Below are 15,081 nucleotides of genomic sequence, written 5' to 3' on the forward strand. Positions count from 1 at the left end.
GCGCTTCGGCGCCCTTACTTTTTGGGAGAACAGAATGGCTATGGCATTGGTAACCGGTGGGAGCCGGGGAATTGGCAGAGCGACGGCGCTGCAACTGGCACAGGAAGGCTACACTGTCGCAGTGAATTACCATCACAACATCCAGGCCGCTACGCAGGTCGTGAATGAGATCATTGAGAATGACGGAAAGGCTTTTGCGGTGCGCGCGGATATCAGCGATGAAGCGCAGGTCATGGCAATGTTTGAAGCGCTGGACCGCGAAGGCGAACCCTTGACCGCGCTGGTCAATAACGCCGGAATTTTGTTCCAGCAAAGCACCATTGAAAATCTCACCGCCGAGCGAATCAACCACGTCCTGGCGACCAACGTCACCGGTTATTTCCTTTGTTGTCGTGAAGCGGTCAAACGAATGGCACACCGCCATGGTGGCAAAGGCGGGGCGATTGTTAACGTTTCGTCGGCGGCGTCGCGGCTGGGCGCACCTTTCGAATATGTCGACTATGCGGCCTCAAAAGGCGCAGTGGATACGTTGACGACGGGTCTGGCGCTGGAAGTCGCGGCGCAGGGCATTCGTGTGAACTGCGTTCGACCGGGTCTTATCTACACCGAAATGCATGCCTCTGGCGGCGAACCGGGACGCGTCGATCGCGTGAAATCGATGTTGCCGATGCAGCGCGGTGGGCAACCGGAAGAAGTCGCGCAGGCGATTGTCTGGCTGCTGAGTGACAAAGCGTCGTATGTCACCGGGAGTTTTATGGAGTTGTCGGGCGGGCGGTAAGTCACTGAGATGCGCGGTGGCGCTACGCTTACCGCGCCTACGGATAAAGCAGTAGGGTTTTGTAGGCCCGGTAAGGCGCAAGCCGCCACCGGGCAATTCGTGGTTACAGATTCTCGCCGTTGCTGGCAATCACTGCTTTGTACCAGTTGAAGCTCTTCTTGCGTGAACGGGACATGTCGCCCGTGCCGTCGTCATGCTTGTTCACATAGATAAAACCGTAACGCTTACTGTACTGACCGGTGGTGAAGGATACGCAATCGATACAGCCCCACGGGGTGTAACCCATCAACGCCACACCATCGTGGGTGACGGCTTTCATCATTTCTTCGACGTGTGCACGTAGATAATCAATGCGATAGTCGTCGTTAATGCTGCCATCTTCTTCGACTTTGTCGTACGCACCGAAGCCGTTTTCCACGATAAACAGAGGCTTCTGATAACGCTCGTACAGCTCGCACAGCGCGTAGCGCAGGCCAACCGGATCAATCTGCCAGCCCCAATCGGATGCTTTCACGTGCGGATTCGGCACGCTGCCTTCGAAGCCGGAAATCGCATCGCCACTGCCGCCTTCTGCTTTCACGGCGTTGGTCATGTAGTAGCTTAAGCCGAGGTAAGCGCAGGTGCCTTCACGCAGGATCTCTGCATCACTTTCTTCCATGTTGATGGTAAATCCGCGACGTTCCCACTCGTTGAGTACATAAGTCGGGTAGTAGCCACGCATCTGCACATCGGTAAAGACATAGCGTTCACGCATCGCTTCCTGAGCGAACATCATATCTTCTGGCTTACAGGAGAACGGATACAGTGGCACCATCGCCAGCATGCAGCCAACCTGCATCTGCGCGTTAATGCGACGTGCGGCTTTCACAGCCAGCGCGCTTGCCACGAACTGATGATGCAGCACCTGATACATCACTTCTTCCGGGTTATCGTGTTCGGTGTACACCACACCTGAACAGCAGTAGCCGAACAGCGGCGCACGCCAGTTACGCTGGTTGTTGATCTCGTTGAAGGTCATCCAGTATTTGACTTTATGTTTGTAGCGCTCGAAAACGACTTCGGCGAAACGCACAAAGAAATCAACGACTTTACGGTTGGTCCAGCCGCCGTATTCCTGCACTAAATGCAGCGGCATTTCAAAGTGAGAGAGGGTGATCACCGGCTCAATGTTGTATTTGAGTAACTCATCAAACATATCGTCGTAGAATTTCAGCCCTTCTTCGTTCGGCTGTGTTTCGTCGCCTTTCGGGAAGATTCGCGTCCAGGCGATGGAAGTTCGGAAACATTTGAAGCCCATTTCAGCAAACAGCTTAATGTCTTCTTTGTAATGGCTGTAGAACTCAACGGCTTCGTGGTTTGGATAGTATTTGCCAGGTTCAACCTGAGTAGTGATTTCACGTGGAACGCCGTGTGCCCCGCCGGTCAGCACATCACAAATGCTTGGGCCTTTGCCGCCTTTGTTCCAGCCGCCTTCAACCTGATGCGCCGCAACCGCGCCGCCCCACATAAAATCTTTTGGTAAGGTTAATTTTTTCATCTTTCACATTCCCCTGATAATGCTGATTGAGAATGAGTCTAACAAAGGGGAAATAATTGTCACGATATAACAAACTCACGCTCAGGTAATTTGTTACATCTAAAAAACAGGGCGTTTTTTTATGTCAGTTTTTTCGCCAGTTTACGGCCCAATGTTTCGAGGATATAAATAACGGGGATTTGTGTCGTAATATCGTAAACGCCGCCAATGCGAATGGGGGATATATGCCAGGAGAGGTTAAAATCGGCCAGTTTAGCCAACCGGGAATGCTCATGGCTGGTGATCGACAGTACCTTGCAGCGGTGCAGGCTGAACTGCCCGGCGAAACGCAGGATCTCTTCTGTCTCGCCTGAAACCGAAAGGACAATAGCCAGAGCATTTTTTGCCATATCATTGGTGACCGGAAAATAAGGATCATCAATATGGTTGCTGAATTTCCCCACGTTAGAGAAAAAGCGTGCACCATATTTGGCTAATGCGCCTGATGTGCCCGCACCGACAAATATAATTCGCTCCGAAGCTAAAATAATATCAACGGCATCATCAATCAGTTTATCAAATTCATCATTATTGACGCTTTTGAAAAAACTGATAATTTCACTGGCGGAGGTATTACTTTGCTGCGGTTCATCTTGTTCCAGATACAGCTTAAAGCGCACGCGGAACTCAGAGTAACCTTCGCAGTTCAGCTTGCGGCAAAAGCGCAGTACCGTAGTCGTGGACACGCCTGCAGAATCCGCCAGTTCGCGGATGGTCATATACATGACTTTGTCACGATTTTTAATGACATACTGGTAGACCATCATCTCAAGATTGTTGAGACTGGCGATGGCGGCGTGGGAGAAAAGACTCACGTTGGCAGGCACTCATCCGGCAAATTCAATACAGGAATCATAACATGGCCCCGAACGACATCACTTTTTTTCAACGCTTTCAGGAAGACATTCTGGCTGGGCGTAAAACCATAACCATCCGGGATGCCAGCGAATCACACTTCAAAACGGGCGATGTCCTGCGTGTAGGGCGTTTTGAGGATGACGGCTATTTCTGCACAATTCGCGTGACGGCCACTTCACAAGTCACGCTCGACAGCCTGACGCAGCAGCATGCGCAGCAGGAAAACATGACGCTAGCAGAACTGAAATCGGTCATCGCAGAAATCTACCCGGACCAGCAGCAGTTTTATGTGATTGAATTCCAGTGTGTTTGATTTTAGGAAACATCTGTGCGGCGAAATGACAGTTTAACAATATGATTTTAAATGACTTGTAAAGTCGGCTGTTTTTATTTTAGCTAACAGGTGTTCACTGGAATCATTCTCAGTTAGGCTAGTGATGCGTTAACGTATTTTATCCTTCCGGAGTTCAGTATGGTTAGCAAACCATTAATTACGCACGGTTATTCACTGGCAGAAGAAATTGCCAACAGCATCAGTCACGGGATAGGGCTGGTGTTCGGGATTGTCGGACTGGTATTGCTGCTGGTTCAGGCGGTTGATACTCACGCCAGCGCAACGGCGATCACCAGTTACAGCCTGTATGGCGGCAGCATGATCCTGCTGTTTCTGGCTTCCACGCTTTATCACGCCGTACCCCATCAACGAGCCAAACTGTGGCTCAAAAAATTAGACCACTGTGCTATCTATTTATTGATTGCCGGAACCTACACACCATTTTTGCTGGTAGGGCTGGATTCAACGCTGGCGCGCGGATTAATGATTGTTATCTGGAGCCTGGCGCTGCTCGGGATCTTGTTCAAACTGACGATTGCGCACCGCTTTAAAGTGTTGTCGCTGGTGACCTATCTGACGATGGGGTGGCTGTCGTTGATCGTGGTGTATCAGCTTGCGATGAAGCTTTCAGCGGGAGGCGTTACGCTTCTGGCTGCGGGCGGAGTGGTCTATTCGCTCGGCGTTATTTTCTATGTCTGCAAGCGGATTCCGTACAACCATGCTATCTGGCACGGTTTTGTACTCGGCGGGAGTGTGTGCCATTTTCTGGCCATATATCTCTACGTTGGGAAGCTTTAAGCCAGATAACAGGTGAAAAAAAACCTGATCGTCAGCCGTATACGGAAGAACGATCAGGCGGTCAATGACCATTAACAACACCAGGGGTTAATGCCAACTGCCGAAAGGCCGAGGGCATTAATGCTTGCAATATCACTTCAGACAGAGGGTAACGGGTTAATTCAGTCGGTACTCCAGATGCTCAATTTCCACTTCTTGCTCTTCGCTCAGTGAACTCAGCACATAATCCAGCGCGTTGTGAACACCCCAGATATCGATATAGTCGTAGCGGTCTTCCGCTGAAAGTTTCTGCGCGTGCAGTTCACGCAGGCGGGCATAGTCGTACCACTGGCGCACGCTGCCGTAACGATGATGCCAGTCGTGGCACACCAGTGAACCCTGCACAAACAACATCCGACACGGCAGATGAACAAACAGATGCATCGCAGTCCATTTGCTCCAGTGACCCCAGTGTTTAACACTGAAATTTGGCGGGCATTTCGAACCACAGAAACGCGCCAGACAGTTATTGATATGGCTGTCGCGCACCGATTCGCCTTCTTTGCGCACCAGCCATACGTGTTCGGTCAGCAGATGCATCAACGAAGCCATTTGGTAAATCACGACAAAGGGCATCACCAGAATGAAGAGAGTGCCTGTAATACCGATGAAATAGCTCAAGCCAGCTAGCACCGCAAACCACACCAGAGTCATCATTAAGCGATAAAAAGGCACGCCGATCAGATTGGATTTCAGGCGGCCATAGAAAAATACCAAATGGAATTTTGGGCTGAGCAGGGTCAGAAGCAGCCGCATATACAGCGCAGATTTGGTTTTGCCTGGCGTAAACCCAAGCTGATAAATCGCCGCCAAATCTTTATCTTCAAGCGTGGAAAATTCGCGGCCATGGTGTTCGTAGACATGGAACTGACGATAGGACTCGTAAGGTTGAACGATAAATAATGTCGACAATATTTCACACAGTGCTTTGTTCACTTTCTGCGATTTATACAAATGGCCGTGTACACCATGATGAATAATGGTCGCCACAATATAACGAGCACCTGAGGCCGAGAAGAGAGCGCCAACCAGCCAGCAGACGATTTGCAGAATAATACTTTCGATGAACACCACTGAAAGCGTGATTAGCACAACCCCGATCGCGACCCAACTCAGCGCCCACAACACCATTTCGGTAGAATTACTTTGCCAAAGCGGTTTGCGCTCAGGTAACTCTTTTCCTGTCAGCCACGTCCACACCCCTTGAAAAGGCAATATTTCATATGAGCGCCTTATTTCCGTTGACTGGTGATATCCTTTTACTGGACGACGCATAATCGCTCCTGTTCTGACTTACTGTAGAAAATGGTTAATGAGATAAAACACAGCCAGGCTTAATAATACAGCGCTGACAATATTACGGATTAACAACGCAATAATGACGCTGAATATGGCTCCCAGAAAGTAAGGGTTGAGTGGGAATTCCCGTACCACACCATGATCCATCAAAATAATCGGGCCGCAAATTGCAGTCAGTAAACAAGGGGCAGAATATTTTAACGCTTTATTAATGACGCCAGGGATTTTCAGCGGAACGTTCGGCTCAAGGAACACATAGCGATTGAAAAATACAATGGCCGCGAGGGTTAGAATAAGTAACCAGCTCATTTATTGCTCCTTGATAAGAGTCGAGATGACGACCGAGCAGAACATACCGCACAGGCCAGCCAGCACAATCGCGCCTTCGAACTGGTAGTAGCTTAGCAGCATCGACAACACCAGTGAGATAACGACGCCCGCCAGGGTGCTGATTTTTTTAATCATCGGCACCACAATCGTAATAAACGTTGCGACGATCGAATAATCCAGGTGGTATTTATCAAGGTTAGGGACAGACGACGCCATCACAATTCCCATAAAGCTGAATATATTCCACGATAAATAAAAGGTCAGCCCCGCGCCAATCATATAACCCGGTGTCAGTTCGGTTCGTTTATCTTTTGTTTCGCTTAAGGCGAATAATTCATCGGTCAATAAAAAACCAATCGGCAAGCGTAATTTTGTTTTCAGGCAGGAGACAAATTCTCGTAGCGTCAGGCCATAAATAAAGTGCTGAGAGGTAATGAAAAACACCGACACAATAATCGTTAACACACTGGCACCGGTCATGGTCAGGCCAAGGGTCACCAGTTGAGCTGCACCCGCGAAGATAATGGCGGACATACCAATGCTCTGCCAGAACGACAGTCCCGCCTGAATCGCCATCGAACCGGCGAGGATCCCCCATGGGATCACAGACACACAGAGTGGGAGCATTTCTACGGCGCCGCGCATGAACGAGGAACGTGGCGAACTTTGCAGTTCAGTATATGAACTGGACTCAGCGATGGCTTTTCTCATGGAATACGTCAACTGGCTTTACGGACATGCCGTTAACGCTATAGAAGCAGGAAGAGGGTGTATTGAATGTTATTGCTCTGCCTGAAAGGGGTCAGGCTTTAATGAATTCGCCCGGGGTCAGGCCAATCGAATTTTTGAAATGGCGGTGGAAATGGCTTTGATCGGTGAAGCCACAGATGATGGAGGTATCGAGGATTGTTAAGCCCTGGCGTAGCAGCGTACGGGCTTTGCGCAACCGGGCCTGAACCAGATAAGCGTGCGGGGTCATGCCCGTAACGACTTTGAATTGCCTGAGAAAATGCCAGTGGCTGAGACCCGCGAGTTCTGCCAGCCGTGTCAGGGTGTGATCTTCTTCCGGGCAACTGTCGATGAAATCTTTCGCTCGCAAAATGCGTTGAGTCGCCGCTGGTAACTCAAGCGGGGCTTTACGGGTGCGGCTGTAACGAACGCTGAGCAGGGTTAAAGAAGAGAGCAGGAGGGTTTCTTTTAGCAGATTATTGCCTTCTTTATCGAGCATGCTGAAAGTCAGTAGTAGCTGCTCTGAAAGCCCAGGATCGTGGATAACCGCATCCGGGAACCACGGAACGAAATCTTTTCCGTCCGGCATCTGACGAAGAATGTCATTCAGCATATCCGGGTGCGGATAAATCGCGCGGTACGCCCAGCCATGCTCCAGTTCGGAACTGCCGGTATGCACGTCATCGGCGTTAACAATGATGATATCGCCACGTGGCGCGACATGTTCTGCACCCGAACGATAAAAGCGTTGTGCGCCCTGATCGATAACGCCAATACAGAAAGTGTCATGTACATGGCGTGCAAAGCGCTGTTTGTAATATCTTGCCTGCAGCATGTCGATGCCGCCGAGGGCATCGACGCGGTGGAAGTGAGTGTGTTCTTTGATATTCAGTTTCATGTCACCCCTCCGCTTCTGTTTTGTATAAAATTGCTATTGCCGGCGTGATAATTTTCCGGCAACAGCCTGTCAGGCTTCTTCGAGTGAATAGGGCAGTGGTTCAATGCGCAGCGAGCCGGAATCCTCACGCACACGGAAGAGGCTGTCAGGTTCCATATCATTGTTCATGACCACCTGAACCCGCACGCTACCGTCATCCAACTGTACCGCAGCCAGCACAGTGCCGGTACGACGCCAGTTTTCACCCATCTGCATCTCAAGATCTTCACCCGCTTCTGGCACACGGCTAGCGCTGCCCACCAGAGACCACAGCGCACGCTTGTTTGCTCCGCGGAATTTCGCACGCGCCACCATCTCCTGACCGGTGTAACAGCCTTTTTTAAAGCTGATGCCGCCGAGGGCCTGAAGGTTTGTCGCTTGCGGGATAAACTGCGCACTGTTTACGGTGTCGATAACCGGCAGGCCAGCTTCGATGTTGAGCGCCAGCCATTGTTGGCTGTTGTTCAGAGCGGCTTCACCGCTCAGCGCTTCGGTGACGCGTTGGGCTGTTTCTTCACTGACAACCAGCAGGAAACGCTCTGCCGGGTATTCAAACCACAGCAGGGAGCTATCACCATCGCGAACGGCCTGATTGTTGTTGTCAGGCAATGTCGTGAAGACATTCGCCAGCGCGGCGCGAGCCTGGAAACCAGCAATGCCTAGCAGCACACGGGTATCGTCTGGCGTAATTGTCACCTTCGCGAAGACGGCATATTTTTTCAGTTCGGTGAGCTGCGCGTCACGCACATTGCGACGCTCAATCCAGGCAAAACCTTCTGGTTCGCGGAACAAACGCAGATTGCTCCACATCTTGCCTTTGGCATCGCAATGCGCCACCAACAAATGCTGCTGTTCTGTCATTTGCGCGACATCCGCAGTGACCTGGCCCTGCAAATAACTTTCGGCTTCGTTACCGGTAGCAGTTGCCAGCGCCCAATCGTCGAGGGTCATCAGCGTGAGCGGAAGACGCGCAGAGGATGAAGGCTGACGTGGAGGAAAAGGAGTAAAAGCCATAGTCATGTCCTGAATAGCTTAACGCAACGTTAATGACTAATGGTAAAAGAGCTATTGCGCATTGCAAGCGCTTTCCGAAGACCATTTGTGCCATTATTCTGTTTTACGAGGTGGCACGGAAAATAATGTAATTCCTTGCACTCTATGTGGTATTTATCTGAAACAGCGCCGCAATAAACGATATTGCTGTAAAGTAAGTGAATAAAACGCGTTAAACTACTTGTATCGATATTCAGGAAGGACAACATGGACATTACCAATAAAGCCCGTATTCATTGGGCATGCCGTCGGGGAATGCGCGAGCTCGATATTTCCATCATGCCGTTTTTTGAGTATGAGTACGACACGCTGAGCGACAGCGATAAAGCGCTGTTTATTCGTCTTCTGGAGTGCGACGACCCGGATCTGTTTAACTGGCTGATGAACCATGGCAAGCCAGCAGATGCGGAAATGCAACGGATGGTGCAACTTATTCAAACACGGAATCGGGAACGTGGTCCTGTGGCAATCTGATTTACGCGTCTCATGGCGCTCGCAGTGGGTCTCTTTATTGCTCCACGGACTGGTTGCAGCTTTTATTCTGCTGATGCCCTGGCCGCTGAGCTATACCCCGTTATGGTTGTTGCTTCTGTCGCTGGTGGTTTTTGACTGTGTGCGCAGTCAGCGACGCATTAACGCAAGCCAGGGTGAGATAAAACTGCTGATGGACTCCCGTTTGCGTTGGCAAAATCAGGAGTGGGATGTGCTCGGCACACCCTGGGTGCTTAAGAGCGGCATGATGCTGCGTTTACGTCGCATTGACGGGCGTAAGAAAACGCATCTGTGGTTAGCCGCAGACAGCATGGATACAGGGGAGTGGCGGGATTTGCGCCGGACGATTTTACAACAGCCAGCGCAACAATAACGTCAATATCAGGAGAACTGTTCGGCCATTTCGCCGAGGATCTGTTCGCACCAGGTCTGTAGGCGCTCGTCGCTCAGGTCGTACTGATTAGTTTCATCCAGCGCAAGGCCGACAAACAATTGGCCGTCTGCAATGACAGGTTTTGGGCTGGTGAACTCATAACCTTCTGTTGGCCAGTAGCCGATGAACTTCACGGCTTTGCGCGCGAGTTGTTCATGCAGCATGCCGAGTGCATCCAGGAACCACTCGCCGTATCCTAATTGATCGCCCATGCCGTACAGCGCCACGATTTTGCCGTCCAGCCTCAGGTTATCCAGCTGTTCCCAAATCGCTTCCCAGTCTTCCTGGATTTCACCAAAATCCCAGGTCGGAATACCGAGGATCAGTACGTCGTACTGCTCCATCAGCGTGGGGGAATCATCTTTCAGATTATGCAACGTCACCAGCTCTGCGCCGATAATGTCGCGGATTTTCTCCGCCGCCATTTCGGTGTAACAGGTACTGGAACCGTAAAATAGGCCAATTTTCATCGCGAAAACTCTCAGTGCTTGCTATGACTTTGCGCTAGTGTATCAGAAAGGTATTGCCTTAAGGCATAATGAGCCAGACAGCCGCTCCGGGAGGCACATATGGAAAAGGATCTCGCACAAATCGAACATTTTCTCGATGCGCTTTGGCTGGAGAAAAACCTCGCTGAGAATACCCTCAGCGCCTATCGTCGCGATTTAACGATGATGGTTGAATGGCTTCATAAGCACAACTTGAGCAGTGAAACGGTGCAATACTCCGACCTGCAACTTTTGCTGGCCGAGCGTGTTGAAGGGGGTTACAAAGCCACCAGTTCGGCACGCTTGTTGAGCGCGATGCGCCGCTTCTTCCAGCATCTGTATCGGGAAAAAGTGCGCCCGGACGACCCCAGTTCACAGCTGGCGTCACCGAAGCTTCCCCAGCGTTTGCCCAAGGATTTAAGCGAATCGCAGGTCGATCGTCTGCTACAGGCCCCGTTGGTGGATAACCCATTGGAACTGCGGGATAAAGCGATGCTGGAACTGCTTTATGCCACCGGCCTTCGCGTGACTGAGCTCGTGGGGCTGACGATGAGTGATATCAGCCTGCGACAGGGTGTGGTGCGGGTTATCGGGAAAGGCAATAAAGAACGATTGGTGCCGCTCGGTGAGGAAGCAGTGTACTGGCTGGAGAATTACCTCGAACATGGCCGTCCGTGGCTGCTAAACGGAGTGTCCATTGACGTGATGTTTCCCAGCCAGCGCGCGCAGCAGATGACGCGTCAGACGTTCTGGCACCGCATCAAACACTATGCGGTATTAGCCGGTATCGATAGCGCGAAACTGTCACCGCACGTGTTGCGCCATGCTTTCGCCACGCATTTGCTCAATCACGGTGCAGATTTGCGCGTGGTGCAAATGCTGTTAGGCCACAGTGACCTTTCAACCACGCAGATTTACACGCATGTCGCCACGGAGCGGCTGCGGCAACTTCATCAACAGCATCACCCTCGGGCGTGATCTGAATACGAAAGACACAGGAAAAGTTATGAAAAAAGGTTTAGTGATGTTCTCTCTGCTGGCGGCTGCTTTTTGCGGCCCGGCCCAGGCTGACGACGCCGCCATTCAGCAGTCGCTGGTAAAATTGGGTGTGCAGAGCTCGGATATCCAGACGGCACCGGTTGCGGGCATGAAAACCGTACTGACCAACAGCGGCGTATTGTATGTAACCGAAGACGGTAAACATATTATTCAGGGACCGATGTATGACGTGAGCGGCGCGCACCCTGTGAACGTGACCAATCAGTTGCTGATGGGCAAGCTGAATGCGTTGCAAAAAGAGATGATTGTCTATAAAGCCGCGCAGGAAAAACATGTGATTACCGTCTTTACCGACATCACCTGCGGCTATTGCCACAAGCTGCATGAAGAGATGAAAGACTATAATGCGCTGGGGATCACCGTGCGTTACCTGGCTTTCCCGCGTCAGGGTGTGCAGAGCCCGGCTGAGCAGGATATGAAATCCATCTGGTGTGCGAAAGATCGTAATAAAGCGTTCGACGATGCCATGAACGGTAAAGGCGTGCAGGCGGCAAGCTGTGACATCAATATCGCCAACCACTACGCGTTAGGCGTGCAGTTTGGCGTGAACGGTACTCCGGCCGTGGTACTGAATGACGGTTATGTGGTGCCGGGCTATCAGGCTCCACAGGAGATGAAAGCCTTCCTCGATGAACACCAAAAACAAACCAGCGGTAAATAATCGGCGTGAAACAGCAGATACAACTCCGTCGCCGGGAAGTGGACAACTCGGCGCAGCTGCCCCCAGATTTGCCGCCACTGCTCCAGCGACTGTATGCCAGCCGTGGGGTACGAAGCGCTGTCGATCTCGAACGTAGCGTGAAGGGTATGCTGCCGTGGCAGCAACTTTCTGGCGTAGAGAAGGCTGTTGAGATCCTTTATAACGCGTTTCGCGAAGGGCTGCGGATTGTCGTCGTAGGGGATTTTGACGCCGATGGCGCGACCAGTACGGCACTCAGCGTGCTGAGCCTGCGCCAGCTTGGTTGCAGTAACGTCACCTATCTGGTGCCAAACCGTTTTGAAGATGGTTACGGGCTGAGCCCGGAAGTGGTCGATCAGGCGCATGCACGCGGTGCGCAGTTGATTATGACCGTCGATAACGGGATTTCTTCTCACTCTGGCGTCGATCGTGCGCATGCATTGGGCATTCCTGTGGTGGTTACCGATCACCACTTGCCGGGCGATACGCTGCCTGCGGCCGAAGCTATCATCAATCCGAACTTGCGCGATTGTGAATTCCCATCGAAATCGCTGGCGGGCGTGGGTGTCGCGTTTTATCTGATGCTGGCGTTGCGTACCCATTTACGCGACCAGGGTTGGTTCGAATCGCAGGGCATAGCTGCGCCCAATCTCGCCGAACTGTTAGATCTCGTGGCGCTGGGAACCGTGGCTGACGTTGTGCCGCTGGATGCCAACAACCGTATTCTGACGTGGCAAGGGCTAAGCCGTATCCGCGCTGGAAAATGCCGTCCGGGCATTAAAGCACTGCTGGAAGTTTCGAATCGCGATGCGCAAAAACTGGCGGCCAGCGATCTCGGCTTCGCGCTTGGCCCACGCCTGAATGCCGCAGGTCGACTGGATGATATGTCCGTTGGGGTGGCGCTGTTGCTCAGCGATAACATTGGCGAAGCGCGACAGCTGGCCAATGAACTGGATGCGCTAAATCAGACGCGCAAAGAAATTGAGCAGGGCATGCAGGCGGAAGCGCTGACGCTGTGCGAAAAATTGGAGCGCAGCAGCGAAACGCTGCCCGGCGGTCTGGCGATGTACCATCCGGAATGGCATCAGGGCGTGGTCGGTATTCTGGCTTCGCGTATCAAAGAGCGCTTTCACCGCCCAGTGATTGCGTTTGCTCCGGCGGGTGACGGCACGCTGAAAGGCTCCGGGCGTTCGATTCAGGGGCTGCACATGCGCGATGCGCTGGAGCGTCTGGATACGCTTTATCCGAAGATGATGATCAAGTTCGGCGGCCATGCGATGGCTGCTGGCCTGTCGCTGGAAGAAGCGCAGTTCGATCTCTTTCAGCAGCGTTTCGGTGAACTCGTCACCGAATGGCTCGATCCCGCCTTGTTGCAAGGCGAAGTGGTTTCCGATGGTCCGTTAACGGCTGCGGAAATGACGATGGAAATTGCACAGATGCTGCGTGATGCGGGCCCTTGGGGGCAGATGTTCCCGGAGCCATTGTTTGATGGACGTTTTCGTCTGCTGCAACAGCGGCTGGTGGGCGAGCGTCATCTGAAAGTGATGGTTGAACCGGTTGGCGGTGGCCCGCTGCTTGACGGTATTGCGTTCAACGTTGATACCGCCTGCTGGCCAGACAATGGCGTGCGTGAAGTTGAGCTGGCTTATAAGCTCGATATCAACGAGTTTCGTGGCAATCGCAGCCTGCAACTGATTATCGATAATATCTGGCCAATTTAGCGTCAGGATTTCCTATAAAAAAGAGCGGAGATCCGTTAAAATCCCGCTCTTATCACCGCATTTTTACAAGCCCAGAAAAAGATAATCGATCATGTTTGAAATTAATCCGGTAAAAAATCGCATTCAGGACCTCACGGAGCGCTCCGACGTTCTTAGGGGGTACCTTTGACTATGATGCTAAGAAAGAGCGTCTCGAAGAAGTAAACGCCGAGCTGGAACAGCCGAATGTCTGGAACGAACCCGAGCGCGCACAGGCGTTGGGCAAAGAGCGTTCTGCACTGGAAGCCATTGTTGATACGCTCAACCAGATGTCTCAAGGCCTGGAAGATGTTTCCGGTCTGCTGGAATTGGCGATTGAAGCCGATGACGAAGAGACCTTCAACGAAGCCGTCGCCGAACTTGACGTGCTTGACGAGAAACTGGCACAGCTGGAATTCCGTCGCATGTTCTCCGGCGAATACGACAGTGCCGATTGCTACATCGACATTCAGGCAGGTTCTGGCGGCACCGAAGCCCAGGATTGGGCCAGCATGCTGATGCGTATGTATCTGCGCTGGGCTGAAGCTCGCGGTTTCAAAACAGAAATCATCGAAGAGTCTGAAGGCGAAGTGGCGGGTATCAAATCGGTCACCATTCGTATTCAGGGCGAATATGCCTTTGGTTGGTTGCGTACTGAAACAGGCGTACATCGCCTGGTGCGTAAGAGTCCATTTGACTCCGGCGGCCGCCGTCATACCTCTTTCAGCTCCGCCTTTGTCTACCCGGAAGTGGATGACGATATTGATATCGAAATCAACCCGGCAGACCTGCGTATCGACGTATACCGCGCCTCCGGTGCCGGTGGTCAGCACGTTAACCGTACAGAATCTGCGGTGCGTATTACCCACCTTCCAACCAACACCGTCACTCAGTGCCAGAACGACCGTTCGCAGCATAAGAACAAAGATCAGGCGATGAAGCAGATGAAAGCGAAGTTGTACGAGCTGGAAATGCAGAAGAAAAACGCTGAGAAGCAGTCGCTGGAAGACAACAAATCGGATATTGGTTGGGGCAGCCAGATTCGTTCTTACGTGCTGGACGACTCCCGTATCAAAGACTTGCGTACTGGGGTTGAAACCCGTAACACGCAAGCGGTACTGGATGGCGATCTGGACAAATTTATCGAAGCAAGTTTGAAAGCAGGGTTATGAGGAACCAACATGTCTGAACAACAAGCACAGGGCACCGAAGCGGTCGATCTAAATAATGAACTGAAAGCTCGCCGCGAAAAGCTGGCTGGCCTGCGCGAGCAGGGTATCGCTTTCCCAAATGACTTCCGTCGCGATCATACCTCTGACCAACTGCACGCTGACTTCGACGCGAAAGAGAACGAAGAGCTGGAAGAGTTGGGCATCGAAGTTGCCGTTGCGGGCCGTATGATGACTCGTCGCATCATGGGTAAAGCATCATTCGTTACCCTGCAAGATGTTGGCGGCCGC

The 15,081-nt window shown here is 51.9% G+C and carries 17 protein-coding genes and 1 pseudogene; 10 read left to right on the plus strand and 8 right to left on the minus strand.

Annotated features, from left to right (window positions below):
• The first annotated feature begins 34 nt into the window (after window positions 1-34).
• Window positions 35-778, plus strand: a complete 744-nt coding sequence (locus tag VH187_RS01045) for an SDR family oxidoreductase (protein WP_329699645.1) — start codon at window positions 35-37, stop codon at window positions 776-778.
• 103 nt (window positions 779-881) lie between these two features.
• Here the strand turns inward: VH187_RS01045 and VH187_RS01050 are convergent, their stop codons facing one another.
• Complete coding sequence (locus VH187_RS01050) at window positions 882-2,315, minus strand: 6-phospho-beta-glucosidase (RefSeq protein WP_329699646.1); 1,434 nt, start codon at window positions 2,313-2,315, stop codon at window positions 882-884.
• Between the two features lie 119 nt (window positions 2,316-2,434).
• A complete protein-coding gene (locus tag VH187_RS01055) occupies window positions 2,435-3,169 on the minus strand; it encodes a MurR/RpiR family transcriptional regulator (RefSeq protein ID WP_329699647.1) in 735 nt (244 codons plus the stop codon).
• A gap of 44 nt (window positions 3,170-3,213) precedes the next feature.
• Between VH187_RS01055 and yqfB the strand changes: the two genes are divergently transcribed.
• Together yqfB and trhA are read left to right on the plus strand one after the other, a co-directional pair.
• Window positions 3,214-3,525: a N(4)-acetylcytidine aminohydrolase gene (gene yqfB / locus VH187_RS01060; RefSeq protein ID WP_329699648.1), complete on the plus strand. Its 312-nt coding sequence runs from the start codon at window positions 3,214-3,216 to the stop codon at window positions 3,523-3,525.
• 159 nt (window positions 3,526-3,684) lie between these two features.
• Window positions 3,685-4,344 carry a PAQR family membrane homeostasis protein TrhA gene (gene trhA / locus VH187_RS01065; RefSeq protein ID WP_329699649.1) on the plus strand — a complete coding sequence of 220 codons (660 nt, stop codon included), beginning with the start codon at window positions 3,685-3,687 and terminating at the stop codon, window positions 4,342-4,344.
• 156 nt (window positions 4,345-4,500) lie between these two features.
• Here trhA and VH187_RS01070 read toward each other — a convergent pair whose 3' ends face one another.
• The 5 genes from VH187_RS01070 to ygfZ all read right to left on the minus strand — a co-directional run bounded on the left by VH187_RS01070 (window position 4,501) and on the right by ygfZ (window position 8,692).
• A complete protein-coding gene (locus VH187_RS01070; protein WP_329699650.1) occupies window positions 4,501-5,658 on the minus strand; it encodes a fatty acid desaturase in 1,158 nt (385 codons plus the stop codon).
• Window positions 5,659-5,676: 18 nt separating this feature from the next.
• Complete coding sequence (locus tag VH187_RS01075) at window positions 5,677-5,991, minus strand: AzlD domain-containing protein (protein ID WP_329699651.1); 315 nt, start codon at window positions 5,989-5,991, stop codon at window positions 5,677-5,679.
• Window positions 5,992-6,723: an AzlC family ABC transporter permease gene (locus tag VH187_RS01080; RefSeq protein WP_414713894.1), complete on the minus strand. Its 732-nt coding sequence runs from the start codon at window positions 6,721-6,723 to the stop codon at window positions 5,992-5,994.
• A gap of 91 nt (window positions 6,724-6,814) precedes the next feature.
• On the minus strand, window positions 6,815-7,639 hold the full coding sequence (locus tag VH187_RS01085) for an AraC family transcriptional regulator (RefSeq protein WP_329699652.1): 825 nt from the start codon (window positions 7,637-7,639) through the stop codon (window positions 6,815-6,817).
• 69 nt (window positions 7,640-7,708) lie between these two features.
• On the minus strand, window positions 7,709-8,692 hold the full coding sequence (ygfZ, locus tag VH187_RS01090) for a tRNA-modifying protein YgfZ (protein ID WP_329699653.1): 984 nt from the start codon (window positions 8,690-8,692) through the stop codon (window positions 7,709-7,711).
• 246 nt (window positions 8,693-8,938) lie between these two features.
• On the opposite strand from ygfZ, the gene sdhE reads away from it, so the two are divergent.
• Window positions 8,939-9,205, plus strand: coding sequence for an FAD assembly factor SdhE (gene sdhE / locus VH187_RS01095; RefSeq protein WP_329699654.1), 267 nt, complete (start codon window positions 8,939-8,941; stop codon window positions 9,203-9,205).
• Window positions 9,186-9,596 (plus strand): protein YgfX, encoded by a 411-nt coding sequence (locus tag VH187_RS01100; protein WP_329699655.1) that lies wholly within the window; start codon window positions 9,186-9,188, stop codon window positions 9,594-9,596. The genes sdhE and VH187_RS01100 overlap by 20 nt, the downstream gene beginning before the upstream one ends.
• An 8-nt stretch (window positions 9,597-9,604) precedes the next feature.
• Here VH187_RS01100 and fldB read toward each other — a convergent pair whose 3' ends face one another.
• Window positions 9,605-10,126 carry a flavodoxin FldB gene (gene fldB / locus VH187_RS01105; protein WP_329699656.1) on the minus strand — a complete coding sequence of 174 codons (522 nt, stop codon included), beginning with the start codon at window positions 10,124-10,126 and terminating at the stop codon, window positions 9,605-9,607.
• Between the two features lie 99 nt (window positions 10,127-10,225).
• Between fldB and xerD the strand changes: the two genes are divergently transcribed.
• The 5 genes and pseudogenes from xerD to lysS form a co-directional block, all read left to right on the plus strand.
• A complete protein-coding gene (gene xerD / locus VH187_RS01110; protein ID WP_329699657.1) occupies window positions 10,226-11,122 on the plus strand; it encodes a site-specific tyrosine recombinase XerD in 897 nt (298 codons plus the stop codon).
• A 28-nt stretch (window positions 11,123-11,150) separates the two neighbouring features.
• A complete protein-coding gene (gene dsbC / locus VH187_RS01115; RefSeq protein ID WP_329699658.1) occupies window positions 11,151-11,864 on the plus strand; it encodes a bifunctional protein-disulfide isomerase/oxidoreductase DsbC in 714 nt (237 codons plus the stop codon).
• Between the two features lie 5 nt (window positions 11,865-11,869).
• A complete protein-coding gene (gene recJ / locus VH187_RS01120) occupies window positions 11,870-13,603 on the plus strand; it encodes a single-stranded-DNA-specific exonuclease RecJ (protein WP_329699659.1) in 1,734 nt (577 codons plus the stop codon).
• Window positions 13,604-13,694: 91 nt separating this feature from the next.
• Window positions 13,695-14,793, plus strand: a protein-coding gene (gene prfB / locus VH187_RS01125; protein WP_329699660.1) for a peptide chain release factor 2 whose coding sequence is annotated in 2 segments (ribosomal slippage) — window positions 13,695-13,769 and window positions 13,771-14,793 — 1,098 coding nt in all. Because the reading frame shifts where the segments join, the coding sequence is not laid out codon by codon here.
• A gap of 9 nt (window positions 14,794-14,802) precedes the next feature.
• Window positions 14,803-15,081: pseudogene (lysS, locus tag VH187_RS01130) on the plus strand (lysine--tRNA ligase); the annotation flags it as partial.

Origin of the sequence: Scandinavium sp., assembly GCF_036271055.1 — a bacterium.
Taxonomy (GTDB): Bacteria; Pseudomonadota; Gammaproteobacteria; order Enterobacterales; family Enterobacteriaceae; genus Scandinavium.

What these genes read in the sequence shown, in the direction of transcription:
- VH187_RS01045 (WP_329699645.1), top strand. Translation starts at nt 35, where the DNA reads ATGGCTATGGCATTGGTAACCGGTGGGAGCCGGGGAATTGGCAGAGCG.
- VH187_RS01080 (WP_414713894.1), bottom strand. Translation starts at nt 6,723, where the DNA reads ATGAGAAAAGCCATCGCTGAGTCCAGTTCATATACTGAACTGCAAAGT.
- xerD (WP_329699657.1), top strand. Translation starts at nt 10,226, where the DNA reads ATGGAAAAGGATCTCGCACAAATCGAACATTTTCTCGATGCGCTTTGG.
- trhA (WP_329699649.1), top strand. Translation starts at nt 3,685, where the DNA reads ATGGTTAGCAAACCATTAATTACGCACGGTTATTCACTGGCAGAAGAA.
- dsbC (WP_329699658.1), top strand. Translation starts at nt 11,151, where the DNA reads ATGAAAAAAGGTTTAGTGATGTTCTCTCTGCTGGCGGCTGCTTTTTGC.
- VH187_RS01050 (WP_329699646.1), bottom strand. Translation starts at nt 2,315, where the DNA reads ATGAAAAAATTAACCTTACCAAAAGATTTTATGTGGGGCGGCGCGGTT.
- VH187_RS01085 (WP_329699652.1), bottom strand. Translation starts at nt 7,639, where the DNA reads ATGAAACTGAATATCAAAGAACACACTCACTTCCACCGCGTCGATGCC.
- VH187_RS01070 (WP_329699650.1), bottom strand. Translation starts at nt 5,658, where the DNA reads ATGCGTCGTCCAGTAAAAGGATATCACCAGTCAACGGAAATAAGGCGC.
- VH187_RS01075 (WP_329699651.1), bottom strand. Translation starts at nt 5,991, where the DNA reads ATGAGCTGGTTACTTATTCTAACCCTCGCGGCCATTGTATTTTTCAAT.
- sdhE (WP_329699654.1), top strand. Translation starts at nt 8,939, where the DNA reads ATGGACATTACCAATAAAGCCCGTATTCATTGGGCATGCCGTCGGGGA.
- yqfB (WP_329699648.1), top strand. Translation starts at nt 3,214, where the DNA reads ATGGCCCCGAACGACATCACTTTTTTTCAACGCTTTCAGGAAGACATT.
- fldB (WP_329699656.1), bottom strand. Translation starts at nt 10,126, where the DNA reads ATGAAAATTGGCCTATTTTACGGTTCCAGTACCTGTTACACCGAAATG.
- ygfZ (WP_329699653.1), bottom strand. Translation starts at nt 8,692, where the DNA reads ATGGCTTTTACTCCTTTTCCTCCACGTCAGCCTTCATCCTCTGCGCGT.